Genomic DNA, 25,111 nt, shown 5'->3' on the forward strand with positions numbered 1-25,111 from the left:
TCATGATCGTGTGTCACGAGAGACACGATCACAGTAGTTATACCGAAGACGTACCCGAGCCAACGGAATCGACAGGAGACCATTCCGGCTACCCTGCTGCGCTCGCAGCCGGGCGCGGAAGCAGGGTTGCCCCAGATTCAATGAGAAACGTCGCGATCGAAATTCTCATCCAATCTGGGGCAATGCAGGTCAGACTAGTAAATGTGCCCCAGATTCAATGAGAACGGACAATGAGGCAGCCGGCGGCGAGCACGCCGACGGCGATGGCGAAGCCGATGCCGGCGCTGCGTAGCCCCCAGTGGTCGGCGATCAGGCCGTCGCCGATGACCGGCACGGAGATGGCGATGTAAGCCACCACGAACAGTGCTGAGCTGACTTCGGCGCGCCGATCGGCTGGCGTGTCCTCGGTGACGGCGGCCAGGCCGCGGCTGAAGCTGATGCCTTGTCCCGCACCGGAAATGATGGCGGCGACGACGAGGCCGACGAGTGAAGTGGTGACCAGTGCCGCCGTCAAGGCGATCATCCCGATCACCAGTGTTGCGCAGCCCAATGCCATCGCGCGTCGGGGCTGTATCCGGTTAGCCGCTATCTGGGCCACTGCTGAGGCGAGGAAGGCGCAGCTGGCAATCGCACCGGCTGCGGCGTGGTTGTCGATGCCGATCATGGTGGAAAGGAATGACGGTGCCAGCGCAGCGAACAGCCCCATGCACGCAAATCCCGCGAACGTCCCAATCGCCGCCAGGGCGAACGTGGCACGCACTTGGACAGGAAGTCGCAGCCGCTGCATGCCGAGCTGTCCGGTCTTGGCCGATGTTTCTGGCACGCGGACGACGGCAAGCCCGGCCGCTACCGCCAACACGACGTGCATCGCGAAGGCCAGCTGCAGCGGTGCTGGGCAGTACTGGACGAGAACACCGGCCAGCAGCGACCCGGCACCCAGGCCACCTATGTTGGCGATGGTCGCGGTCGCGGCGGCCCTGGTGCGCCATTTCGGCGGTGCGGCTTCGATGATCGCTACGGTCGCGGTGCCGGTGAATACACCTGCCGACAGCCCGGACAGCATGCGTGCAACCACCAGAGCGGGGACTGTGTCGGCGAGCAGGAACATCGTGCCACTGGCGACCGCGGCGACGACGCCGCCCAGCAGAACCGGGCGTCGACCGATCGCGTCGGACCAGCGTCCGAAGAACACCAGCGCCGCCAGTACCCCACCGGCGTAGGCCGCGTAGATCATCGTGGTGGTGAGGACGGTGAAACCGAAGGTGGTGGCGTAGAGGGCATACATCGGGGTGGGCAATGTGGTGCCGGCCATGATGACGGCGAACGCGTATGCCAGCAGCGCGGTGGCCACACCGCCACTGAGCCTTGGGCTTTGACTGCCCGACGTAAGTGCCTCGGTGCTGACGATCATGACCGCTTCGATGGTGCTGATGGCACGATGTAGGGCGCCATGGATCGCGCAGCGGCGCTGGTTGTTTCAGCGATGTTGTGGATGGCGATGTGGCCGATGTAGCCGTCGGGTCGAATGAGCACCAGCGTGTCTCGGGTCAAGCCGTAGATCCTGGCGAATTCTCCGGTCGGGTCAGTGAATGCGCCGTCAGGGCCGCCGCGTCCTTCGGTGTCGATGACGATGCGGTTGAGTCGCGCACCCTCGGCGGGCCAGTCGAGTGCCGTCAACGCGTCGGCGGCGTGTCGTCCGTACGTCAGCGCAGTGAAATGCGGTCCGCGGTAAGCGTCAAAGAGCCGCGCGCGGCGGCCGTCCGCGGTAACGAGGTCGGCGTCCGGCGCGCGGTCACCGACGCGCAGCGTTGCGGTGCGGTCGGCCGCCAGCGGCGCCAGTGGCCCGCCGTGGTACGTGAGAGCGAGTTGTTTTTCGTCCTTGCCGCGCCGGATGCTCGAGGGGTCGAGCTTGGCGATCCCTTCGTATTTCTTGGTGGATAGCCCGAGCACACCGGCAGCGATCGGTTGACGTTCCTCTTCATAGGTGTCGAGGAGTCGATCGTCTGCTCCCGCCAGGACTTGGCCGAGCTTCCAGCTCAGGTTGTAGGCGTCGCCGATCCCGGTGTTGAGGCCCTGGGCGCCAGCGGGTGTGTGCACATGTGCGGCGTCACCGGCGAGCAACACGCGGCCGCGGCGGTAGTTCTGAGCCAGCCTGATGTTGGGTCGAAAAACTGACTGCCACTGGATGTCTCGCAGCACGAGGCGTTTGTTGTGGGTGTGGGCTTGGATACGCGCGTTGATCTGAGCCAGGTCTTGCGGCGGTTGTTCGTCGGGCGAAAGTCGGATCATCCACTGGAATGTGTCGCTGTGCGGCAGCGGGCAGGCGCCCACAAAGCGGCCCTTGATACCGGGCCAGACGTGCCAATACTTGCGCGACAATCCACCCGAGACGGCGGCATCGACGATGAGGATGCGGTCGGCCTCGTCGGTGGAGCCGCTGAACTCGACGCCGAGGACCTTGCGGACCCGGCTGGCACCGCCGTCGGCGCCGACAAGGTATTGCGCGGTGATGTCCTCGCCACCATCAGCGGTCGTGACGCGTGCGGTGACATGGGTGCCGTGGTCGGTAAAGTCGACCAGCTCCGTGCTGAAATCGACTCGTCTGCCGAGGGATTCGAACCGAGCATGCAACGCGCGGTCGGTGCGGTGCTGCGGGATGAGCCAGGTATCGGGGTATGGGATATCGGGACCGCGCTTCCCCTTGGCCATCATCGTGAAAGGGATGGTGATCGGACCGAGATGGATTCCCATCGGTGGGTAGAGGGCACCCTGGTCGAGGATGTCGGGTAATGCACCCAGATCATCGAGAACCTCGAGGGTGCGGGGCTGGATGCCTTTGGCGCGCGAGCCATCGAAGGCATGTGACGCCTTGTCGACGAGGCGTACTGCCACGCCGCGGCGCGTGAGGTCGATCGCCAGCGCGGTGCCTGCGGGTCCCGCGCCGATGATCAAGACGTCTGTGGTGCTCGTTGTTGTCATGGGTCAAGCCGATCTGTAGAAGGTCGCCAATTGGTCGGCGACGACGAGGGGACGTTCGAACGGAGCCATGTGGCCGCAGTCATCGATGACGTGGCATTGGCTGGGCTCTAGCAGTTCGCGCACCTGGTCCAGGCTGCTGATCGGGGTGACGTGGTCCTCACGGCCCCAGATCAGTTGTGTGGGCAGGCCAAGTGTGCCGGTGCGCCGGTAGAGCTCGGCGCGGTCGAACAACGGGAAGTGTTGCAGCGTCTCGAAAAAAGCGTAGATCGAACCTTCGTATCGTGAGGCGTCGCCGATCATCGCCGCCAGTGCGGCGGCGCGGTTGGCGTCTGCCACATTGTGTCCCAGATGCTGTTCGAGGAAGCGTCGCCCGAACCGCTTGGCGACGACGCCGGCCGCGATGTCGTTGCCCAGCAACAGTTTCTGCGCGACGGGTCGACGGCTCAGCCCGGCAGGGCCCACCAGCGTCAGAGTGGCGGCGCTGTCGACGTGCTGGCCCACGTACGCCATGGCGACCAGTGCACCCATCGACGTGCCCACCACGTGGCAGGAGGCGGGTAGGTCGAGGTGCTCGATGAGCTCGCGAAGCTGGCGGACGAACAGGGCCTCGTCGTAGCGCGCGACGACGCGGTCGGAGTAGCCGCGGCCGTAACCGCTGTAGGCCAGAGTGCGCAGTCCGCGGGCATGTAGCTCGGCAGCCAATTCGTCCCAGTAGAACAACGGAATGGTCAGCCCGCCGGTCAGCACGACGACATCGCCGCCGACAGGCCCAGCCAGCTCGTAATGCGTTACACCATCGCTCAATTGAATGTAACTACCGCGAAGACGACCCCGCGTGGCGGCGTCCAGTCGGCGGTCTTCTCCACGTGCGACGAAGTACTTCATCGGGCGTTCCTCACTGCACGGGAGTGCAGAAACTCGGTGACCGCGTCCGCTACCCAAGCAGCGTCCTCTTCGGGGAGCAGGTGTCCCCCGTCAGGATGAACTTTTTCGACACTGCCGGCGATGTCGCGGGTGAAGTGTTGGCCATCCATCTCCGCGCTGCGCAGCACCAGGGTCGGCAGGCTGATATGCGGAATCTCGCCGCTGCGATCCGGCTGGTCGGTGGTGAGGAAATCCACGAACGCCGACCGGTTACCGGGCCGGTTCCACAACCGGTGCGCACGATCCACCATCGCGGCATCGACAATGTCGGAGTTCGGCCCGACGGCCTGGCGCAGGCTGCGTTCGACAGCGCGCCGCGGCATGAATCGCCGCAGCACCTGGCCGATGACGGGGTTGCGTGCAAGCCGCATCCCGGCCGGCAGTTCTTTGTCGGGGTACCCGGTGGCATTGATCAACACCAAACCGGTCAACTGCAGGTGCTCGGGGTGATCGAGCGCGAGGTTCCAGGCGATGTTGCCGCCCAACGAATTACCCACGACGGCGCATCGCCCGACGCCGATGGCGTCCAAGAAGCGTGCGAGCGTCCCGGCGTAAGTGGTGACGCGGTAGTCGCGGTCGGGCCGCGGTCCCGTTACGCCGAAACCAGGCAGATCCAGGCGGATCACGTCGAAGGATGGCCATAGCCGTTGAGCGACGGCCTCCACCCCGTACAGCGACGACGCACTCCCGTGCAGGAGCACCACCGTCGGGCCTTTGCCCGACCGTCGGTAGTGGACCCGCATGCCATCGACTGTGGCGAACTGCGAGTTCGAGTGAACATCGATATCGCGAAGATTCATAATGGATACAGTGTTGCCATAATTATGCCCCGTGTCAAGAGTCAGTGATACTGAGACGGTGACCTCGACTTCGAAACCCGCACAGCGATCGACCCAACGGTCGCGAGGGCGCCCCGCCGTGCCGGTGGAACGCATCATCGACGCGGCCACCGCGATCCTCGACGAGGATGGGGCCGAGGCGCTGTCCATGCGGACACTGGCCCAGCGGTTGGATTCGGGCACTGCCACTCTGTACCGGCATTTCAGATCACGCACGCAACTGATCGCCCATGTCATCGACGCCGTACTCGGTGAAGCCGATATCGATGCGGCCGCGGCACGCGAGATGCCGTGGCGGCAGGCCGTGGAATCGGGCGCACGCACGCTGTTCGAAGTCTTCCGCACGCACCCACACGTGGCGCCGTTGCTAGCCGAGCGAATCCCGATGGGACCCAACGCAATGCGACAGCGCGAAGTGATGATCGCCGTATTTCTGGATGCAGGTTTCGATCCCGAGCTGGCCGCACACGCATATGCCACAGTGGCGCGTTTCGTCCTCGGATTCGCCATCCAACTCGGCGAGCACCCGACCGATGACGACGCCGAGCTCCCCGAAACCTGGCGCGCCCAGGATCCACAGTCCTACCCCGCCACCGTGGCGGTGGCCGCCCATCTGCCAGTCGGACTGGACCGCGAGTTCAGCCTCGGGCTGGAATTGATCCTCAACGGCCTGACGCAGCTGCTCGCCGACGGCTGATCAACCGATAGCCGTCCCGACTCCGACGCCACGTTGCCGTCAACCGGAGTGGTGATTGACACCCGGCCATGTTAATGGATACGGTGTAACCATTAACAGAGCGTCGAGCTGCCCACAGTCGCCTACTCCGTGAGGGCGCAGCCTACGGCGAGCCTCCCAATTGAGAATCGGAGACAACGGTGAGCCGGATATTGCTACGCGGTGCTCAGGTGATCACCATGGCGCCAGATCGCCCCGACACTGAACGCATCGACATCCTCGTCGAGGACGATCGCATCGCGGCGATGGGCGACCACCTCGATCCGGCCGGCGCCGATGTTGTCGACCTCAAGAACCGCATCGTCATACCCGGACTCGTCAACGCCCACCTGCACACGTGGCAGACCGCGCTACGGTTTGCCGGCGGAGACTGGTCGCTGCTGGAGTACCTGGCGCACACGCACGGTCACGTCGCGCGCAGATACGGCCCCGACGATATGCAAATCGGGACGCTGGCCGGTGCACTGAACCAAATCAATTGCGGCACAACCACTATTGCCGACTGGTGTCACAACTGCCTGACGCCAGCGCATGCCGACGCCGCCATCGACGCACTGAACGTCGCCGGCATCCGCGCAGTCTTCTTTCACGGCACACCCCATGGCGGCCCCACCAAACCCCATGACGTGTTCGAGGTCGACCGACTCCTTAGCGGTCCCATCGCCAACAGCGCGCTACTTACCGCGGGAATGGCGATCAAGGGCCCGCAACTGTCAGCTCCCGACGTGACGATCGCCGACCTCCGGGCCGCCCTCGAACGCGGCGTGATCGCATCGATGCACCAGAGCGCCGGAACGCCCGGACACGGCTGGAATGCCGTCGGCGCTGCTGGCCTATGGGGTCCACACGCCAACATCGTGCACGGCACCGGGCTCACCGACGAATTGGTCAAGAAACTCGCCGACGCCGGAGTCACCTTCACGACCACACCGGAAAACGAACTGGGTCAAGGACATTGCACGGCAATCACCGAACAACTGGTCCGTGCCGGCGGGGCGCCGTCACTCGGCACCGACACGGAAACGGCGGTATCCGGTGAAGTTCTCACCGCCGCCCGCATCACCCTGGCCCGCCAACGAGGCCTGGCCCATGAGCAGGAGTTCCACCGCACCGGCATGGGTGCGCCCACCGCAGGGCTCACCAGCAAGCAGGCGCTGTCGTGGGCAACTGTCCACGGCGCGCGCGCCCTCGGCCTGGCCGACAAGGTGGGCTACCTCTCCCCCGGGATGCAAGCCGATATCGTCGTCATCGACGCCCGAGCACTGAACCTTTGGCCAGCCCATGACCCGGTCACCGCGGCGCTGCAGGCCAGCATCGCCAATATCGAAGCGGTCATGATCGCCGGGCGATGGCGCAAGCGCCACCATACCCTGGTCGATGCGGACGTCGACGATGTCAAAGACCGGCTACAGCAGTCGGGAGAACGCTTCGCCCACAAGATCCGCGCGTCCGGCCCGCTGGCCCGTACGCGACGGCGCGTCGTGCGAACGGTCGTGCGCCGGCACCTTCGTCGCCAAACCCGCTCGGCCGGTTAACAACAGCCGCAGCGGTGTTCCGCGTCCGAGGGTTTCCGCCGTGGTCCGCGATCAGCTTCCTTCATCCACCGCCATGAACGCCTGCCCCTCGAACTGATTGCCACACAAAGATCGGAGTGTCGTGCATACCGCATTCATCGTTGTGTCCATCGTGTTGGCGCTGGAGATGGCCGCCATCGGAACGCCAAAGGTTCTGCAAATCAGCACCGTTCGCGACAGTGCCGAGCATCTGGGCGTGAGTGTTGATTTGGACCGGATGATCGGAATCTCCCAGCTGGCCGCCGCCGTAGGCCTATTGCTCGGAATCGCGTTCCCAACGCTATCCGTCGTGACCGGTGCTGCGGTGTGCCTCCTCATGTGCGGCGCTGTCCGTTACCACATCAAGGCACAAGACAAGACCGTGGCAATGGTTCCGGCTGTTGTGACCGCTGCGATCGCCGTCGCCATCTTTGTGTTGGCAGCTGACATCGCGAGCACCACGAATCTGTAAGTTTTCCAGGGCAATTGAGACGAACTAAATGAACTCTCTGCCGCTGACTTCCAAGGCATTCACCCCACCTGACGACCGCAACATCCTTCCCACCCGGGGACCGAATGTCTTCCTACGAGCTGCGCAATGCACTGGGCTGGGAGAAGAGCCGCCTGTCCCACCAATTGCGCCGTATGCAGAACGACGGGATGATCGGCCGCGAGCCCAACCCCGCCGACGCCCGCAGCACCCTGGTCTGCCTGCTCCCGACCGGCCGCGCCGCCATCGAGAAGGCGGCGCCCGAGCACGTGGCGGACGTCCGCCGAAACTTCATCGATCTACTCACCCCAGCTGAGCTCGAGCTGCTCGCCACCCTCAACGAACGAATCCTGCAGCACCTGGCCACCAACTACAACTCCCCCACCGAAGACGAGGCCACATAGCCTTCGCACCCCAGGATTATCTGTCGCAGTGACGAATAATGTTGGGGTGCAGCTGGTTTCAACCTTCATAAATGCTAGCGCGACCGCCGGTCAGTGACCTGCCAGGCGCTGCTTCTTGCCTGCTTTGCCACAAGCTCCCGTAGGTGACCCAGGGCCGCAGCCGTCGAGTAGATCAGTTCCCCGCCCGCGCAATCCGTCGGTGCCATACCAGCGGCCGGCGTCATAGATCGTCGCCGTGGCTCCGCCCAACTGCGACCGCTGGCGTGATGGATCGCTTGCCGCGATTCGCTCTCGCCCCTTCGTCTGCAGGCGCCACCGCCCGGGGCGAGTACCCGCCGGAAGGCATAGCCAGCGGCCCTTCTTGACGGCACAATTGTCTTTGGATAACGTTCATTATCGAATAATGACAGTTATCGAACTTGAGAGGCACCGCTGTGGATGGTTTCGATCTGGTGATCCGGGGCGGATACTTCTTCGACGGAACTGGTGCTCAACCCGCGATTCGCGACGTAGGAGTACGCGCGGGGCGGGTGGCGGCGATCAGCGCGGAACCTTTGGCGACTGAGGGGGCGGTGGTCGTCGACGCTGCCGACCAGTGGGTGATGCCGGGCCTAATCGATGTCCACACGCATTACGACGCTGAGGTATTGGTTGCCCCCGGGCTCTCGGAATCGGTACGACACGGCGTCACGACCGTGGTCTTCGGGAACTGCTCCCTTTCCACCGTGTACTCGTCGCCAGACGACTGTGCGGACCTGTTCTCCCGCGTAGAAGCCCTGCCGTGGGACGCTGTCCATACAGCGGTCAAAGAACGCCAGACCTGGACAGATCCACACGGCTACGTCGAAGCAATCGAGTCTCGCCCGCTGGGGCCCAACGTCGCAGCGTTCATCGGCCACTCCGACATCCGCGCGGCGGTAATGGGTCTGGAGCGGGCCACCGATCCAGACGAACGCCCAACTCCCCCGGAGCTGAGCCGGATGTGCGCAATGCTGACCGACGCGCTCGACGCCGGGTTCGTGGGAATGTCGACCGTGAGAAGTTCGTTCACGAAGCTCGACGGCGTGCGCTACCCAGCACGCCAACTGCCCTCTACCTACGCCTCTTGGCGAGAGTACCGCGCACTGAATCGCGTGCTCCGCGACCGCTGGCGCGTGCACCAGTGCACACCTAACGCTGCCCGCATGGCCGAGATCAGCAACTTCTTTGCTCAGAGCGCCGGTCGAGGCCGAGCGCCCTTGAAAACCACGATGCTCGCCGCGGCAGATCTCAAGGCCAACCCGAGGCTGATCTGGTTGATGACCAGGGCGACGGCGTTGCTGAACCGCGTGATCGCGTCGGACTTGCGCTGGCAGCATCTGCCGGTGCCCTTCGAGGTGTACGCCGATGACATCGATCTGGTCGTTTTCGAGGAGTTCGGCTCGGGCGCCGCGGCTCTCAACGTGCGCGATGCGGTCAAGCGCGGCGAACTCGTGGACTCCGAGGCCTACCGCCGCCAGTTCCGCAAGGACATCGAGCACAAGTTCGGCCCGAAGCTGTGGCACCGTGACCTGTTCGACGCCGACATCGTCAGCTGTCCTGATGCTGAGTTGATCGGCAAGTCGTTCGGTCACGTCGCCCAGGAGCGGTGCATCCATCCCGCTGATGCCTTCCTTGACCTGGTGGTTGCCCATGGCGCTGATTTGCGCTGGCGCACCACGATCGCCAATCACCGGCCCGGTGTGCTCGACAAAATTGCGGACAACCCTCAGATTCAGATGGGTTTCGCCGACTCCGGCGCTCACCTGCGCAACATGGCGTTCTACAACGCCGGTCTTCGGCTGCTCAGGCGGGTCAAGGAATCTGCCGAGGCGGACCACGAGTTCCTCAGTCTCGAACGTGCCGTGCACCGGCTCACCGGCGAACTCGGCGACTGGTATGGCCTGGACGCCGGCACTCTCCTGCTCGGCGACCGCGCCGACATCGTCGTCATCGACCCTGCCGGGCTTTCGGAAGCCTCGGCCGACTACGCAGAAGCCAACCTCGCCGAGCTCGGAGGCATTTCGCGAATGGTAAACCGCAACGACCACGCAGTGGCCGCGACCATCGTGGGCGGCCACGTTGTCTACCGCTACGGACGCTTCACCGACGGGTTCGGCACGACGCGAAGGTACGGGTCTTTCCTTCGCGCAGGAAAGGCATCGTCGTGATTTCGGGCCCAGCCTCCGTCACCCGGCGGACACCCCGCGCCGAGGTCCGCGACCGGCTCCTACGCGCGGCCTCCACGGTGTTCGCCGAACGCGGCTTCGCCGGAGCCACCATGCAACAGGTCGCGGCCACCGCCGGATTCACCACCGGCGCGCTGTACTCCAACTTCGCGAGCAAGGACGACCTGTTCTTCGAGCTCTTCGACCGGGAGGTGACAGGCCGCATCGCAGCGGTACGAGCAATCCTCGGCCAGGCCAACCTCACAGTCGTCAACGAGGCAACAGCACACGCGGCCGGCCAGCAGCTCACCGCCGCGATGCAGCACAACCGCGAATGGCAGCTGCTGTTCACCGAGTTCTGGCTTCGTGCCATCCGCGACGCCCAGCTCCGCGAGCGATGGGTCGAGAAACGCCGCAACTACCACCGACAACTGACCGAGTTGGCCGACGAAGCGCTCGCCGGCTGGGGCGCAGACGCAGCCATCTCCTCGCGCACCCTCATGTTCACCATGCTGGCGCTGAACAACGGCCTTGCCATCGAAGAGCTCGCCGATCCGGGCAGCGTTCCAGCCGACACCATCGGGACCGTCCTTGTCCGCCTGCTCGGTATCCAATCCAAGACCACCGGGTGACGACCCGCCACCACGAAGGGCGGATACAGGACAGCGAGAGAGACAGGCGGTAGCCATGCAGCCGCGACGTGAATGCCCGTCCGAGGAGAAGCGCGTGACCACTAAGAACACATCGTCAACTAGGCGGTGGCGCGTCGGCAGCCCGATTCGCCACCTGGCCGGCCGCACCAGCTCCGAACCGGCGACAGGCGGCGCGGGCACGGTCATGACGGTCGGTGGCGTCGACCTGCACGTCCGAGCGGACGGCCCCGACGACGGACCCGCACTCCTGATGCTGCACGGCTTCGGTGCCTCCACGGCATGGTTCGATCAGATCGTTGCTCGCCTACCGGAATTCCGGATCATCCGGATCGACCTACTCGGGCACGGTGGTTCTGCACGACCTACATCCGGCTACGACCCCGACAGCCAAGGTCGGCTCTATGCGCGTCTTCTGAGCGAGTTGGACCTGAGCGAGGTCGCGATTGTTGGGCACTCCATGGGCAGCCTCTTCGGCGTGGCCACCGCAGAGCACAGCACCCGCATCACCCACCTCGTGCTGATGGGGGAAGGGCCCGACACGAGCACCGGAACGCTACCACCAGGCGAGTGGGCGATACACACCCCGTGGATCGGCCCAATCCTGCAGCAACATGGTCCCGCATTCGTCACCAACCGTGTCGTCCGGCGAGCATTCTCGCCGGGCTTCGACATGGCCACAGCCTTTCGCAACCCCAGCCAGGGGCTCGACGACGCCCGCAGCCTGAACCACCCCGCCTTCACCCAATCCATGAAGCTGCGCAAGGTTTGGACCAAACAGCTTGGTCTGGACGTACGGCTAGAGAATCTGGCATTGCCGGCGCTCGTCATCTTCGGCCGGGAAGACCGCTTCTACAACGTGGACGCCGCACTGGCGCGCTACCGGGCAGTGCGAACGATCACGACCACGGTCCTCGAACACGTGGGGCACTCGCCGATGATCGAGGCGCCCGACCGCGTCGTTGATCTCATCCGCGAGTTCCTTTCACCCGCCGACCTGAGAAAGAACGATAAGCAGCCATGACTGTCGACCTCCGGGGTACCCGCGTCCCCCTCACCTGCGCGACCGGTGGCCTCGACCGTGGGACTTCAACCGCCATGTACGAAAGGGAAGAGACGATGCCACACCTGGTCGACCTTGACCGCGACGGACAGACACTGATCATCACCATGCGCCGCGAAGCCCGGCGCAACGCCATCGACGCGGACATGACCGCCGGCCTGGACGCCGCTTTCAACCTGCTGGACGACGATCCGGAACTTCGGGTCGGGATTCTGGCTGGCACCGGTGCGGCGTTTAGTGCCGGGACCGACCTCAAGGCCGGTTCCGGCACTCCGACGGAGCGGGGCGGGGAGTACGGGCTGATCCGCCGTCGTCGCGCCAAGCCGGTGATCGCCGCGGTCGATGCACCGGCGTACGGCGGCGGGTTCGAACTGGTCCTGGCCTGTGACCTCGTGGTGGCCTCGAGTCGGGCTCGCTTCAGCCTGCCCGAGGTCCAGCGCGGCGTCATCGCCACCTGCGGAGCGCTGTTCCGCACCGCCCGGGCGCTGCCCCGCAACGTGGCCGCGGAACTGCTGCTCACCGGCGACCCCCTGACCGCCGAGCGGGCCCATGCGCTCGGCCTGGTCAACGTCCTCACCGAACCGGGGGATGCACTCGAGGCGGCGATCGCTTTGGCGGGCCGGATCTGTTGCAATGCCCCGGTTTCGGTCAGCGAAACCCTCCATGCCGTCGAACAGCTGCATGCGCCGGATGACGAGCTCGGGTGGCGGGCCACCGAGCGGGCCTTCGCCGCCGTGCTGGCGTCTGAGGACATCCACGAGGGTCTCCTCGCGTTCGCGGAGAAACGTGCACCCGAGTGGAGCGGTCGATGAGTACTCAGCGGCGTGGCCGCCGCATCGCCATGGAAGACCACGAGCGTGACGCTTTCTTGGCCGACCAGCGCGTCTGTCGGGTGGCAACCAACGGTCCGTCCGGTCCGCACGCAACTCCGCTGTGGTTCGTCTGGGACAACGAGTGCCTGTGGCTGTACTCCCTGACGCGTAGCCAGCGGTGGGCCGACATCACCAGGCAGCCGCGCATCGCGGTTGTGGTCGACACCGGTCACGACTACCTGGAACTGCGCGGCGTCGAGCTCGTCGGCGATGCCGAAGTCGTTGGCGAGGTTCCACGGACCGGTCAGCCCGAGCCGGCCCTGAAGACTCCCGAGGACCTATTTGCTACCAAGTACGTCGGCCTGGACACCCTGCCGTATGACGGGCAGCACGCCTGGCTCCGGATCCGGCCAGAGACCATCCGCAGCTGGGACTTCCGAAAGCTCGGCGGATGAAGATGGCACGATCGATCACAGTGACCGGGATGTTCGCACGCCCGCCCTTCAATCCCTTCCGCCGCATCCACGTGCCGCAGGACCTGGACGCCATCACCACCATCGGCGAAGAGAGCGCCTCCGACGGTGGACTCGAAACTGACCAGGTCGCCACCATCTGGGCCGCGGCCCAAGACCTCTACCGCGCCGGAGTGCATCCCGCGATCCAGCTGTGCATCCGCCGCAACGGCGTGGTCGTTCTCGACCGCACCATCGGGCACGGCTGGGGCAACGGGCCGCTCGACAACCGAGATTCGAAGAAGGTCCTCGCGACTCCGAACACACCGTTCTGCATCTACTCCGCGTCCAAGGGCATCACCGCGACCGTCATCCATTTGCTTTGCGAGCGCGGAATACTCGACCTCAGCGACCCCGTCGCGGAGTACCTTCCCGGCTTCGGCCGCAACGGCAAGCACCGCATCACAATTGCGCACGTGCTGGCCCACCGAGCCGGCCTACCCCACCTTCCGGCTGGGCTGCTCAACCCGGAGCTCCTGGGCGACCGCGACCATCGGCTGGCGCGGCTCGGCGACATGAGGCCGGTCTCGCCCCCAGGCAGCGTCACCGCATACCACGCGCTCACCTTCGGTTTCCTGCTGGCCGAAGTCGTCCATGCCGCGACCGGCAGGACCATCCGCGAGGTGCTGGCCGAAACGATCCTCGATCCGCTCGGTTTCCGGTGGACCAACTACGGAGTGACGAGCAGTGACCTCCCGCTAGTCGCACCCTGCTATCCCACCGGCCTCCCGCTCTTGCCCTCACTCGATTTGCTCTCCAAGTGGATCTACGCTGTCACCCTCGACGAACTTGTCGAGATGCTCAACTCGCCCATCTATCTCACCACCGTGCTGGCCGGCACCAACACGGTCGGCACGGCCAACGAGCTCTCACGCTTCTACGAGATCCTCCGCGCAGGAGGCGAATTGGACGGAGTCCGGGTGATGCAGCCCCACACCATCCGCCACGCTCTGATTCCACAGTCGCGTCTCCAGCCGGACCCCATCATGTGCGGCTGGCCCGTCCGCTACGGCTACGGCTACATGCTCGGCGCAAAGCGGTTGAGCCTGTTCGGCCTAGACACCGATCTCGCTTTTGGGACGATCGGGCTGACTAACAACCTCGGCTGGGCAGACCCTGAACGCGGCATCAGCGCCGGACTCATCACCTCGGGCAAACCCCTCGTCTATCCAGAGGTCGGACGGTTCCCGAGACTGCTCTCAACGATCGCTTCACAGATCCCCAAGATCCAAACTTGATCGGTGCCGGACCGGCCGACGTCCTGCGGTAACCAACCCGCGCATATCAGCCTGACACCACCAGTCGTTGACCAATGACCGCCACGACACCGGGAAAGCTTGCACGGATCAACGAAAGCCGCCCCAGAACAATACTGGGACTGCTTTCACCTGCCTATCGCAATCTTTCGCCTTCTCGTGGTCTGGGATCATCAAGGCGTGACCGATGTCCTCGCCGACCCCGTCAACGCTGCACTCGACGGCCCACACATCCGGTTCCGTGAGGTCAGCGGACGAATCCGGCGGTATCGCCCAGACGTCTCGGTGTTCTATGGCCACCCGCGCGAGCTGACGGACGAAGACTACGGTCACGTCGCGCGCCTGTCCGGTCCCAGCCGGATCGCGGTACTTCGCGACCGCGCCACCCCACTGCCCGCGGCGTGGTCCGTCGTCCAGACATTTGGCTTGGTCCAATATGAGGGCAGTGCCGTCGAAACCGCGCCCGAACCGGCCGCAATACCGCTCACTGCGGCCGACGTACCCGAGATGTCCGCTCTCGTCGAGCGGACCAAACCGGGACCATTCCTGCCTCGGACCATCGAACTCGGCACCTACCTCGGTATCCGTGATGGCAACGGCTCACTCGTTGCGATGGCCGGCGAGCGGATGCGGCCGACCGGATACACCGAAATCAGCGCCGTATGCACCGCTCCCGAAGCCCGCGGACAGGGCCTGGCATCCCGCCTGATCCGTGCGGTCGCGCAAGGAATCCGGGACCGCGGCGAAACTCCGTTCCTACATACGTCCGACGACAACCCAGCTCAAAAGCTGTACACGGACATGGGATTCAAGCTGACGCGTTCGGTCCCGCTCGAGATCGTCCGAATTCCCTGACTCTGGGCCGCTGAATGCGAAGCCCCGCATGCGGATCCGATGTCACGGCATAGGGATCGGTGGCGGCGACGGAATTGCCGGAATCGCCGGGATCGGAGGCGGCGAGGGAATGGCAGGCGGCGCCGGGATGGCGGGCGGAGCGGGAATCGCCGGTGGCGCCGGGACCATTGGCCCGCCCGTCTCCGGCGCGGGCGTCTGCGGCGCAGGCGATTCAGTGACCGGCGCCGACGTGTCCACCGTCGGCGCGCTTGACGTCGGAGTGACTGTGGTCGTGGATGTTTCGCTGGTCGACGTCGTCGTGGTGACCGATGTCGTCGTCGGCTTGTCGTTCGAGGTCTTGTCGCCACACGCGGCGAGGCTGGACGCGACCAGCACCACCGCGCCGACGCATACGGTCAGCCGAACTGGGAATTGCGGATTCGGGTTGGTAGGCATGGTGCGATCACTTTCGTCCGGCGGCATCGTGGCAGCGGATACCCGTTATTCGGCCAGCCCAAACTCTCTGATCGCTCACCGGTCTGGTCGACGATTCCCCGCGCGGCGTAACCATACTTAGGCAGGTCCGAAGAGTTCCCGATTTGGGCGACGACCCGCCGGCCTTGGCGCGATTGCGGCGTCACCATCATCGGTGACGAGCGGCTCGCTGCCCCGGTTCTGGATTCGATCAATCTGATGTCAGCGACTCGTAGCTTCTGTTGTGAGCATACGATTTCGCCCGATTGCGGGCCGAAACGATGACACGATCAACCTGGACAGCCCGGCCTACCAAGGGAGCAGACCATGCCGCGTTACCTATGGAAAGTCCAGTACACCACCGAAGGAGCACGCGGAGTCTTGGCCGAAGGAGGGTCGGCGCGGCGCGCGGCGATCGTCGCGATGGTCGAGAGCGTCGGCGGAACAATAGAGTCCTGCGACTTCGCGCTTGGTACTCACCAGCTGTACGTCATCGGCTCCGTACCTGACGAGATGGCTGCGGCGACATTGGCGCTCCGGACCGCCGCATCCGGATACGCACGTTCGGAGTCAATCGAACTGTTGACACCCGAACAGATCGATGAGGCGGTCCGGCGTGATACGGAATACCGCGCGCCGGGCCAATAACTCCTCGAGATCGTTCAGGAGTTCGAGCCATCGTCCGGACAGGCCACGTCCACATAGACCGTCACCGATGTCTTCGGCAGGGGCGGCACCCCGCGGTTCGGATTGTGAATCGCATTCACCTGACATCGGTTCAGCGGCAACGAGCTGAGGCCGCTGATCCAATTGATCGACACGGTGTATCCATCGGTACTCAATTCGTGGATGATCTGATCGGCGGGTTGACTGCCCGGCGTCGGATCCGCCGCGGCCAACGGCGATTCCCCGATTGCCGCGGCCGCCAACAGCGTGGTCAAACCGATGGGCCTCGTATGTCGCGATGAAATCCGCATCTCACTCCCCCTCTGACGGCCCGGCTCCCCCGCGCCACCATTGATTTACCCTGTCGTTAATTATGAGTGTATGCGCGATGTACGTCAGATGAACGGAACGTTAAGTGAATTCATAGACAGCCTGGTGGCGCCGCCGCCCCGTAGGGCAGCTTTCACGACGTGGAGCAAGTAGTCAGGCGTCACGCATGCAACCCAGATGCAGTGCATTGCGAATGAATACTCCTGTTGAGCAACCTATTTCGATCACCTTGCGAGCCCGCAGCAGCACACGGAGCCGACGACGCTCGACGCCGTCGACCCCCGACAAATATTCAAGTTTCCGTTAATTGTGGGGAAACAGTAGATAGACTGCCGCTGAATTACACGACTGGGAGGATCGGTATGGCGAACAGCCGTTTGGTTTCGGCGATCGTGGCTGCAGGCGTTGTCTTGGCGGGCGGCGCGGCAGCTACAGCTTGGGCAGGGGGTCCGCCCGGTTTCGTGCAAGACGCAGACGACGTTTCGGTGGCAGTCGGCACGGGTGAATTCCAAGGTGCCCTGGTGGGTTTCACCGCAACCGGTAACACCAACGAGGAAGCCTCGGCCGCAGTCATCGCGGCATGCACTGCCGCTGGTGGGGTTGAGTGCACCAGCGATGAGGTGACCAACGACCGCCTGTGCGTCGTGTCTGTGGGCGACGGCGTCAGCCATGTCGTCAGTGGCGGTGCCGGCGTCACCATCGAGGCCGCCCGGGACGACGCCTACAACCGCGCGGCGGCGGCCGGCACGCCGTTTGGCGACGACCCCACCAGCATTGTCGTATCGGCCTGCCCCTGATGAGCGAGCGCATGCCAGCGCGTACCGCGCACATCCATGTTGGTAACGCGACCGAGGGGAACGGACACATGCCAGGTCGACGCAAGGCGGCACTGCTGATGGTGAGTTTGGCTGCGGCGGCGGGTATTTCAGCGCCCGTAGCCAACGCGCGGCCGACGTGCCAGGACACCTTCGCCAAAACAATCTGTTCGACGAACGGCAGTACGTCGATCAAGGCCCGTCCAGGTACGGTCGCCCCGCCGGCCAACCAGCCCATGATGCCCTGGCTCGGAATGCCGGGGCGGCGCCGCTGATCGCGCGCGATGACCCGTCCGAGCCACGGCGGGTCATCGCAAGCGCCGCAGCTCTCATGGGCTGATCGTCTACTCTCCTAGCTGACGACCCCACACGTAGTCGGCCGCCAGCGGTGAGTCATCCCGCCGACGCCGAGGCGTCAAGATTTCTTCGACGGGATCACGATCACCACGATCAGCGTCAGGATCGAGAAGAACAGCCCGAGAAGTCCCCAGCCCAAGGGGTTTCTGCCCTTCGTGCCGGCGATCACGGCACAGATTATCGCGGCAATGACGCTACCGATCGCGACAAAGATTCCTTTGATGCCCCGCAGGATGAAGCCGGCTGCCTCGGGCTGACTCTGTAGGGCGATGACCAATTCGTGAACCATCTCAAATCCTCACACTGAGTGACGCGTCGAGTGCATCAGCTGATGAAGTTATTCCCTGCCGTGGGTTCTTCGAAACGTCGCGATCCGGTTGACATCCCAGGTTTGAGGAGCTGGAACAGATGCGGCTTTAACTGCGTTGGGTATCCCCGTGCACACGTTTTCTGTTGGCAACGCGACGGTCACGCAGCTCACCGAGTTGGATGTCTGGCCTATCGTGCCTCGGCTCTGGTATCCCACCATGAGCGAGTCCCAGTTGGATGCAGCGCAGCAGCTGTTCGCACCGTCGGCAATCACCGATGACGGCGGCACGATGCTGTTCGCGATTCACAACTACGTCATCGAGATCGACGGCACGGTCATCGTCGTCGACACCTGCTCGGGGAATCATAAGAACCGTCCGCACTTCGCGGATCTGCACATGCTCGACACCGACTATCTGAACCGACTTTCGCGGGCGGGATTCGAGCCGGCCGATGTCGACATCGTCATCAACACCCACCTTCATCTGGACCATTGCGGATGGAACACTCGTATAGTCGATGGCGCTTGGGCACCGACCTTCCCCAATGCCAGCTATCTGTTTCACGACGTCGAGCTCGAATACCTTCACGCACAATGGGAGTCAGACCCGGTCGGGCAGTGGCGAAACGACGCCGGATGGGTTTACCAAGACAGCGTGTTGCCCATTCTGGACAGCGGTGCATACCGCGGCGTCGCCGCCGGCGATGTCCTACACGCGAGCGGGCACACGCGGATCTCGGCGGTCGGCGCGGCCGGACACACGCCCGGACATCTTGCTGTCGAGATCAACAGTCCCGGTGGGGGGCTGATCATCATCGGCGACGCCTTGCACCATCCCGTTCAAGCGCTGTACCCCGACCTGGCGTTCTTTGCCGATCGAGATCCCCTGCAGGCCATCAACACTCGTCGTGCCATTCTCGAACGCAGCGCCAGTCAAGGACTCGGCCTCGTGACGGCCCACTTCCCTGCGCACGGCCCTTTATACGTCCGCCGCGACGGCGTCAGCTTCCAGTGGCAAAACTATGCGGATGCTCTCCAAGTTTGCTGACGGAGACGATCAACGTTCGTAGCCGGCCCGGTGAGCTCACCAACTACGATCCCTGTACGGGCTGACTTCTTTGCCCGACGACTCCACATGGGCCTGTGCGCTGGTTGCCACCGCTCCCCTTTCAACATATGGGTAGTCGTGATTCAGGACTCGAACCGAACGTCCCATTTGAGTGATGTAGGACACATCGCGGATCGATCCCGCTGCGGATGCGCCAGGCAGACCGGCGCCAGCTGAAACATGCATGACCGGTTGAAGATTGGGTGCTGGAACCGCAAGCCTGCGGCCTCGACGAAATGATCAGGCGGCGAGGAGCCGACGGAGGTAGTTCCGTTGGTCGAAGGTCAGCCACTGAAAGCAATTGGCCAACGCTGACGCCTCGGTGCCGTCGTCGGGCATATTGCGAGGAAAGACCACCCACACCGATTCATCGCCCACTACCCCGATCTCCGCGATGAACCCACCGCCGGCGAGCTGCTCCCCCAGCGCACGCAATCGCCAGCCTTGCGCTTGGAGTGCGTTGGCCCACCAGTACGCCACCCGGACTGGACGCGGCGGCTGACAGATCATGCCTGGGATGTACGCGGAGTTGCGTGCTGCGGAGCGCGAGTGCTTCAGCAGCTGAGAGCCGCGAAACAACGCCTCCGTGTCCGTGACGTCGTCCCACTCTCCGTGGTTGTGCTGGGAACAGTCCTGCCGTCCAACGGAATTCATTCAAGTCTCCATATCGTGCAGCGGCGTTTCCGCGACGCCGTGAAGCAGCAGAGTGCCCACAGCGCGCGGTCAAACCCGCGAATCTCGCAAACCAGCGGCCACCAGACGTGGCACGCACACAATCGCCGTTACGGCAATGCGAGCAACCGGAAAGTCGACACGAGACACCGCGATACCCGCGGCAGAACACGAAACACTGCATCCCCCTTGAGAAGACCGGCCCCAAGCCCCCCGGCTTTACTGGCACTCAACTGATACCACGAGAATTCCATGAACTTACCGGCGCGTCAACTGTTCACGAACATTAGCTGTCATTGCATTCACGGAGATTTCAGCTAACGTTCCTGCGACGGGCGCGGGTCCGCACACCATCGTGCGGCAGCTTGCCCAGGTGCCGCACCCCCGGGCGGTCATCATGAGGTCACTTCGGCGCCACACGCGCACCGGCATCAACTGGCTCGCCGTAAGTATCTGCACCGCAATAAGATTCAAAGGGGGAATCGCATGGCCAGCAAGAAACGTCGCCAGTATTCTGTGGACGAAGCTTCCTTCGCAGAACGACTCAACCGACTGTTCGTCGCCATCCGGCCGCCCGGACGCGGGCCGTACCGCAGCTTCGAGGTAACCGAAGCCCTCGAGCATCGCGGGTACCGGCTATCGGCCCCATACCTTTCGCAACTCCGCTCCGGTACCCGCACATGCCCGTCCCCGCGCACCGCGGAGATGCTGGCCGAGTTTTTCGGTGTCAAAGTTGAGTACTTCGACACCAACACCAGTTATGCGCGTGCGCTCGACGTCGAGCTGGACTGGCTCCAGCTCGGCCATGACGAGAGCGTGCGTGACCTCACCACCGCACTCATGACGCTGAGCCCCACCCTTCGTGAAGAACTCCTCGGGCAGGTCGACAGCTGCCAATTCGATTGCATGGCAACGATTGCCGAACAGATGACCGAGCTGCCGCCGAGCCCCGTGCGGCAGGCTCTTGCGCCGGCCTAACGTTCGCGGTGACGTGTGAGGCTGGGCAGCAACACGTCGTCGACCAAGGTCCGCACCGTGTCCTCGGTCGGTGGCCGATCGGAGACCAGCGCCCGGAACACCAGGTACCCCGGCAGCAGATCGAAGATCTCCTCATCGATAGCCGCGGAATCGATTTCGCCGCGTTCGACGGCCGCGGCGAGGACGCCGTCGATTACCAACTTGCGGTGAAAAATGAACTTCTCCTGCATCACCGCCTGCAGGCCAGGGCTGTGTGACATCTCGTTCAGCACAGCCCGCATGGTCCTGGTGTGCTCATGCGCCTGTACGCAGACGGACCGGCCGATCTCCAGGAGGTCTCCACGGAGCGAGCCCGTATGGGGCGGCACTGCGGAACTGCGTGTGCCCTCAATGAAAGCGGCCAGCACCAGATCCGCCTTCGACGGCCAGCGCCGGTACATCGTCGCCTTGCTGGCCTTGGCCCTGGTCGCCACCGCTTCCACGCTCAGCCGGTCGTAGCCGTGCTCCTGCAACAGCTCCAATGTGATCGCCAGAAGTTCAGCTTCCCGCTCACTCCATGGGCAGCCGACGGTGTCGCACATGTCGTCCGACATCGCCACACCCCTTCCCGGCCTCGCACAGATGGAATACCAGAGTTACACCACGGCGTTGCACTTGGTCGCAGCAATTGAGCGCAGGCTTTTGCCCATATGTCAACCCGGTTGCGATCCAACGTACGGTACCGTACCGTTCTCCGCTACGGGACGATTTGACGAGATTGCTACGGCGGTTCGTCAACGGGGGCGTCGAAAGGCTGTGGCTTGAGCAAGTTTTCGGTGAGCAGGTTGGCACGCCGGCAATGGATCGCCATCGTGGCGATCGTGGTGGTCGCTCTGGTCGGTTTCAGTGTCGACCGATTGCGCGGCATCTTCGGCTCCGACAACGAGATTTCGCGGCCCGGTTCTGAGGCCCTTGAGAACACCGGCTACAACCCGAAACGGGTGCTGTTCGAGGTGTTCGGTTCGCCCGGCTCCACGGCCACCATCAACTATCTGGATATCAACGCCCAGCCTCAGCGCGTCGAGAACGTCACCCTGCCCTGGTCGCAGGCCCTCACCACCGACGACCCGACGATGTACGCGGACCTGCGAGCGCAGGGCGATGGCAGCACCATCGGCTGCCGCATCACCGTCAACGGCATCGTCAAGGACGAAAGGTCCACGACCCACGTGAACGGATACATCTCGTGCCTGGACAAGACCGCATGAGCGAGCATCAGCGAGGAGCCGAAGGCGGATCGCGTGTCGAGGCCGGCACCGATATCGCAGTGAAGGGTGCCCTGCCCGCACGGCTCATCCAGAAGCTCGCACTCCCGATCCTGTTGATCTGGATCGGGATCGCCGCCGTCACCAACACCATTTCGCCCCAGCTCGAAATCGTCGGGTGGGAACGCTCCGTCGGGCAGAACGCGGCCGACGCACCGGGCATTCTCGCCATGCGGCACATCGGCGAGATCTTCCACGAATTCGATTCCGACAGTGCGGCAATGCTCGTGATCGAGGGCGATCAGCCACTCGGTCCGGAAGCACACAATTACTACGACGGCTTGGTGAAGCGGCTGCAGGCCGACAAAGAGCACGTCGAGCATGTGCAGGACTTCTGGGGTGACCCGCTCACCGCCGGCGGCTCACAGAGCAAGGACGGCAAAGCGGCCCTGACGCAGCTGTATCTGCGCGGTAATCAGGGCGAGGCAATGTCGAACATCTCCGTCGACGCCGTGCGCAAGATCGTCGCCGCCGATCCGCCGCCGCCGGGTATCAGGGCGTACATCACCGGCGCTTCGCCGCTGGTGACCGACAACTTCGAAGTCGGCAGCGCGGGCACCAACGAGGTCACCGGCATCACCTTCCTGGTCATCGGCATCATGCTGCTGTTCGTCTACCGCTCATTCGTGACAATGCTCATCGTCTTGCTGACCGTCGCCGTCGAACTCTCGGCTGCCCGTGGCGTCGTGGCGCTTCTCGCGCACGCCGGTGTCATCGGACTGTCCACCTACGCGACGAACTTGTTGACCCTGCTCGCCATCGCGGCAGGCACCGACTACGCCATCTTCGTCGTCGGCCGCTACCAGGAGGCGCGCGGCAAGGGGATGGACCGCATCTCGGCGTACCACGACATGTGGCACGGCACCGTCCACGTCATGGTCGGCTCCGGGTTGACCATCGCCGGCGCCGTCGCGTGCATGAGCTTCGCGCGCCTCCCCTACTTCCAGACGCTCGGAATACCCGCGGCCATCGGTGTTCTCGTGACATTGGCGGCCGCGCTGACGCTGGGACCCGCGGTGTTGTTGATCGCCACCCGCTTCGGACTCATGGAGCCCAAGGTCGCCCAGCGGGCACGGGGCTGGCGCAAGATCGGCACCGCCATCGTGCGCTGGCCGGGACCAATCCTGGTCGTGACCGGCGCGATCGCGCTCATCGGTGTGTTCGCGCTGCCGGGCTTCGAAGTCAGCTACGACAACCGCCCGTACATCCCTGCCAGTGCACCCGGCGTCGTCGGCATGGAAGCGGCTGAACGGCACTTCACCGAGGCACGGATCAATCCCGAGCTGCTGATGATCGAAACCGATCACGACATGCGCAACCCCGCGGACATGCTGATCCTCGAGCGCGCGGCCAAGGCCGTGCTGCACACCCCGGGAATCGCTCTGGTGCAGTCGATTACGCGCCCGCTGGGTACGCCGATCACCCACAGCTCCATCCCGTTCCAGATCAGCGCTTCCAGCGCGAGCCAGATCATGAACCTGGGCTACCAGCAGGACCGAGCCAACGATCTGCTCAAGCAGGCCAACGAGATCGACAATACGATCGGTGTACTCAAGCAACAGCTCTCGCTGCAGAAGCAGAGCGCAGCGGCGACCCATGAACAGGTCGAGGCGTTCCACGACACGGTCGTGACCGTCAACGATCTGCGCAACAAACTCGCCGATTTCGACGACCAGTTCCGCCCGCTGCGCAACTACTTCTACTGGGAACCGCACTGCTTCGACATCCCCATGTGCTCAGCGTTGCGTTCGGTGTTCGACTCGCTGGACGGCATCGCAGACCTGTCCGACAAGTTCGGCAACATCACCGCCAGCCTCGACAAGTTGGATGCCCTGCAACCGCAATTGGTGGGGCTGATCCCGCCGCAGATCGCCATCCAGGAACGCAATCGTGAACTGACCCTGTCGAATTACGCGACCACCGGTGGTACCAACAAGCAGAGCGATGAGGCGCTCAAGAACGCCACCGCGATGGGTAAGGCGTTCGACGACGCCAAGAACGACGACACGTTCTACCTGCCGCCGGAAGCCTTCGACAACGCTGATTTCAAGCGCGGGCTCAAGCTGTTCCTGTCCCCCGACGGTAAAGCGGCGCGAATGATCGTGACGCACCAGGGCAACCCCGCCAACCCCGAGGCCATCCCGCACATCAACGCCATCAAGGAAGCGGTGTTCGATGCGCTCAAGGCGACGCCGATGTCGGACGCCAAGATCTACGTCGCCGGTATCGGCGCCACCAACAAGGACATTCAAGAGGGCACCAAGTACGACCTGTTGATCTCCGCGCTCGCCGCCGTCGCACTCATCCTGCTGATCATGGTGATCGTGACCCGCAGCATCGTCGCCGCGGCTGTCATCGTCGGCACCGTTGTGCTGTCGTTGGGCGCTTCAATCGGTCTGTCGGTTCTGGTGTGGCAGTACATCTTCGGCATCCATCTGTACTGGGTCGTGGTGCCGCTGGCCATCATCCTGCTGCTGGCCGTGGGCGCCGACTACAACCTCCTGCTGGTGTCCCGGTTCAAGGAGGAGATGCACGCGGGTCTGAACACCGGCATCATCCGGTCGATGGGCGGCACCGGCAGCGTCGTCACGGCAGCCGGTCTGGTGTTCTCGGCCACCATGGCGGCGTTCATCTTCAGCCCGCTGGTGATCCTCGGGCAGATCGGTACGACCATCGGCCTTGGCCTGCTGTTCGACACGTTGGTGGTGCGGTCGTTCATGACGCCGTCGATCGCCGCGCTGCTCGGCAAGTGGTTCTGGTGGCCGCAGATCGTGCGCCAGCGTCCAGTGCCCGCACCATGGCCGACTCCGGCTCAGGACCGTACCGACGATGATCTGGTGGAATCGAACGAGCGTTGAG

General features: G+C 64.0%; 26 protein-coding genes. 17 read left to right on the forward strand and 9 right to left on the reverse strand.

Annotated features, from left to right (window positions below; all coding sequences use genetic code 11):
• Positions 1-214: 214 nt before the first annotated feature.
• From TL10_RS19000 to TL10_RS19015, 4 genes are all read right to left on the reverse strand, one after another.
• Positions 215-1,411, reverse strand: a complete 1,197-nt coding sequence (locus TL10_RS19000) for an MFS transporter (RefSeq protein WP_043986848.1) — start codon at positions 1,409-1,411, stop codon at positions 215-217.
• A complete protein-coding gene (locus TL10_RS19005; RefSeq protein ID WP_043986849.1) occupies positions 1,408-2,979 on the reverse strand; it encodes an FAD-dependent monooxygenase in 1,572 nt (523 codons plus the stop codon). The genes TL10_RS19000 and TL10_RS19005 overlap by 4 nt, the downstream gene beginning before the upstream one ends.
• 3 nt (positions 2,980-2,982) lie before the next feature.
• Positions 2,983-3,783: an alpha/beta fold hydrolase gene (locus TL10_RS19010; protein WP_231575584.1), complete on the reverse strand. Its 801-nt coding sequence runs from the start codon at positions 3,781-3,783 to the stop codon at positions 2,983-2,985.
• 77 nt (positions 3,784-3,860) lie between these two features.
• Positions 3,861-4,853: an alpha/beta fold hydrolase gene (locus TL10_RS19015; protein WP_231575585.1), complete on the reverse strand. Its 993-nt coding sequence runs from the start codon at positions 4,851-4,853 to the stop codon at positions 3,861-3,863.
• Here TL10_RS19015 and TL10_RS19020 point away from each other — a divergent pair.
• The 11 genes from TL10_RS19020 to TL10_RS19070 all read left to right on the forward strand — a co-directional run bounded on the left by TL10_RS19020 (position 4,828) and on the right by TL10_RS19070 (position 15,259).
• Positions 4,828-5,439, forward strand: coding sequence for a TetR/AcrR family transcriptional regulator (locus TL10_RS19020; protein ID WP_043396491.1), 612 nt, complete (start codon positions 4,828-4,830; stop codon positions 5,437-5,439). The genes TL10_RS19015 and TL10_RS19020 overlap by 26 nt on opposite strands.
• 179 nt (positions 5,440-5,618) lie before the next feature.
• Positions 5,619-7,013: an amidohydrolase family protein gene (locus TL10_RS19025; RefSeq protein ID WP_043986850.1), complete on the forward strand. Its 1,395-nt coding sequence runs from the start codon at positions 5,619-5,621 to the stop codon at positions 7,011-7,013.
• 142 nt (positions 7,014-7,155) lie between these two features.
• Entirely contained in the window at positions 7,156-7,503 is a 348-nt protein-coding gene (locus TL10_RS19030; protein ID WP_131630767.1) for a DoxX family protein, read from the forward strand.
• 104 nt (positions 7,504-7,607) lie between these two features.
• Positions 7,608-7,925, forward strand: a complete 318-nt coding sequence (locus tag TL10_RS19035; protein ID WP_110789139.1) for a MarR family winged helix-turn-helix transcriptional regulator — start codon at positions 7,608-7,610, stop codon at positions 7,923-7,925.
• Between the two features lie 434 nt (positions 7,926-8,359).
• On the forward strand, positions 8,360-10,114 hold the full coding sequence (locus TL10_RS19040) for an N-acyl-D-amino-acid deacylase family protein (protein ID WP_043986851.1): 1,755 nt from the start codon (positions 8,360-8,362) through the stop codon (positions 10,112-10,114).
• Complete coding sequence (locus TL10_RS19045; RefSeq protein ID WP_043986852.1) at positions 10,111-10,743, forward strand: TetR/AcrR family transcriptional regulator; 633 nt, start codon at positions 10,111-10,113, stop codon at positions 10,741-10,743. Before TL10_RS19040 ends, TL10_RS19045 begins: the two co-directional genes overlap by 4 nt.
• A 55-nt stretch (positions 10,744-10,798) precedes the next feature.
• On the forward strand, positions 10,799-11,785 hold the full coding sequence (locus tag TL10_RS19050) for an alpha/beta fold hydrolase (protein ID WP_043986853.1): 987 nt from the start codon (positions 10,799-10,801) through the stop codon (positions 11,783-11,785).
• Between the two features lie 95 nt (positions 11,786-11,880).
• Entirely contained in the window at positions 11,881-12,636 is a 756-nt protein-coding gene (locus tag TL10_RS19055; protein WP_043986904.1) for an enoyl-CoA hydratase-related protein, read from the forward strand.
• A complete protein-coding gene (locus TL10_RS19060; RefSeq protein WP_043986906.1) occupies positions 12,633-13,091 on the forward strand; it encodes a pyridoxamine 5'-phosphate oxidase family protein in 459 nt (152 codons plus the stop codon). The genes TL10_RS19055 and TL10_RS19060 overlap by 4 nt, the downstream gene beginning before the upstream one ends.
• Positions 13,092-13,120: 29 nt before the next feature.
• Positions 13,121-14,386: a serine hydrolase gene (locus tag TL10_RS19065; protein WP_043986907.1), complete on the forward strand. Its 1,266-nt coding sequence runs from the start codon at positions 13,121-13,123 to the stop codon at positions 14,384-14,386.
• A gap of 198 nt (positions 14,387-14,584) precedes the next feature.
• The gene (locus tag TL10_RS19070; protein WP_043396199.1) at positions 14,585-15,259 is read left to right on the forward strand and encodes a GNAT family N-acetyltransferase; all 675 of its coding nucleotides are present in this window, start codon (positions 14,585-14,587) and stop codon (positions 15,257-15,259) included.
• A 211-nt stretch (positions 15,260-15,470) separates the two neighbouring features.
• On the opposite strand, the gene TL10_RS31280 is transcribed toward TL10_RS19070, so the two are convergent.
• Positions 15,471-15,608 carry a hypothetical protein gene (locus tag TL10_RS31280; RefSeq protein ID WP_156127197.1) on the reverse strand — a complete coding sequence of 46 codons (138 nt, stop codon included), beginning with the start codon at positions 15,606-15,608 and terminating at the stop codon, positions 15,471-15,473.
• Between the two features lie 431 nt (positions 15,609-16,039).
• Between TL10_RS31280 and TL10_RS19075 the strand changes: the two genes are divergently transcribed.
• Positions 16,040-16,360: a GYD domain-containing protein gene (locus TL10_RS19075; RefSeq protein ID WP_043396202.1), complete on the forward strand. Its 321-nt coding sequence runs from the start codon at positions 16,040-16,042 to the stop codon at positions 16,358-16,360.
• Positions 16,361-16,374: 14 nt separating this feature from the next.
• On the opposite strand, the gene TL10_RS19080 is transcribed toward TL10_RS19075, so the two are convergent.
• On the reverse strand, positions 16,375-16,611 hold the full coding sequence (locus TL10_RS19080) for a hypothetical protein (protein ID WP_231575588.1): 237 nt from the start codon (positions 16,609-16,611) through the stop codon (positions 16,375-16,377).
• A 618-nt stretch (positions 16,612-17,229) separates the two neighbouring features.
• Between TL10_RS19080 and TL10_RS31740 the strand changes: the two genes are divergently transcribed.
• The gene (locus TL10_RS31740; RefSeq protein ID WP_231575589.1) at positions 17,230-17,505 is read left to right on the forward strand and encodes a hypothetical protein; all 276 of its coding nucleotides are present in this window, start codon (positions 17,230-17,232) and stop codon (positions 17,503-17,505) included.
• A gap of 433 nt (positions 17,506-17,938) precedes the next feature.
• Here the strand turns inward: TL10_RS31740 and TL10_RS19090 are convergent, their stop codons facing one another.
• The gene (locus tag TL10_RS19090; RefSeq protein ID WP_043396208.1) at positions 17,939-18,169 is read right to left on the reverse strand and encodes a hypothetical protein; all 231 of its coding nucleotides are present in this window, start codon (positions 18,167-18,169) and stop codon (positions 17,939-17,941) included.
• A gap of 148 nt (positions 18,170-18,317) precedes the next feature.
• Between TL10_RS19090 and TL10_RS19095 the strand changes: the two genes are divergently transcribed.
• The gene (locus tag TL10_RS19095) at positions 18,318-19,238 is read left to right on the forward strand and encodes an MBL fold metallo-hydrolase (protein ID WP_043986854.1); all 921 of its coding nucleotides are present in this window, start codon (positions 18,318-18,320) and stop codon (positions 19,236-19,238) included.
• 300 nt (positions 19,239-19,538) lie between these two features.
• Here the strand turns inward: TL10_RS19095 and TL10_RS19100 are convergent, their stop codons facing one another.
• On the reverse strand, positions 19,539-19,952 hold the full coding sequence (locus tag TL10_RS19100) for a hypothetical protein (RefSeq protein ID WP_051954891.1): 414 nt from the start codon (positions 19,950-19,952) through the stop codon (positions 19,539-19,541).
• Between the two features lie 504 nt (positions 19,953-20,456).
• On the opposite strand from TL10_RS19100, the gene TL10_RS19105 reads away from it, so the two are divergent.
• Positions 20,457-20,948 carry a hypothetical protein gene (locus tag TL10_RS19105; protein ID WP_081936695.1) on the forward strand — a complete coding sequence of 164 codons (492 nt, stop codon included), beginning with the start codon at positions 20,457-20,459 and terminating at the stop codon, positions 20,946-20,948.
• On the opposite strand, the gene TL10_RS19110 is transcribed toward TL10_RS19105, so the two are convergent.
• Positions 20,945-21,541 (reverse strand): TetR/AcrR family transcriptional regulator, encoded by a 597-nt coding sequence (locus TL10_RS19110; protein WP_043396503.1) that lies wholly within the window; start codon positions 21,539-21,541, stop codon positions 20,945-20,947. The two genes, TL10_RS19105 and TL10_RS19110, sit on opposite strands and share 4 nt — an antisense overlap.
• A gap of 222 nt (positions 21,542-21,763) precedes the next feature.
• Here TL10_RS19110 and TL10_RS19115 point away from each other — a divergent pair, with 222 nt between their 5' ends.
• Both TL10_RS19115 and TL10_RS19120 read left to right on the forward strand, forming a co-directional pair.
• Entirely contained in the window at positions 21,764-22,195 is a 432-nt protein-coding gene (locus TL10_RS19115) for an MmpS family transport accessory protein (RefSeq protein ID WP_423136071.1), read from the forward strand.
• Positions 22,192-25,110, forward strand: a complete 2,919-nt coding sequence (locus tag TL10_RS19120; protein WP_051954892.1) for an MMPL/RND family transporter — start codon at positions 22,192-22,194, stop codon at positions 25,108-25,110. Before TL10_RS19115 ends, TL10_RS19120 begins: the two co-directional genes overlap by 4 nt.
• Position 25,111 lies beyond the last annotated feature (1 nt).

Source organism: Mycolicibacterium llatzerense, from assembly GCF_000878195.1.
GTDB classification, from domain to species: Bacteria; Actinomycetota; Actinomycetes; order Mycobacteriales; family Mycobacteriaceae; genus Mycobacterium; species Mycobacterium llatzerense.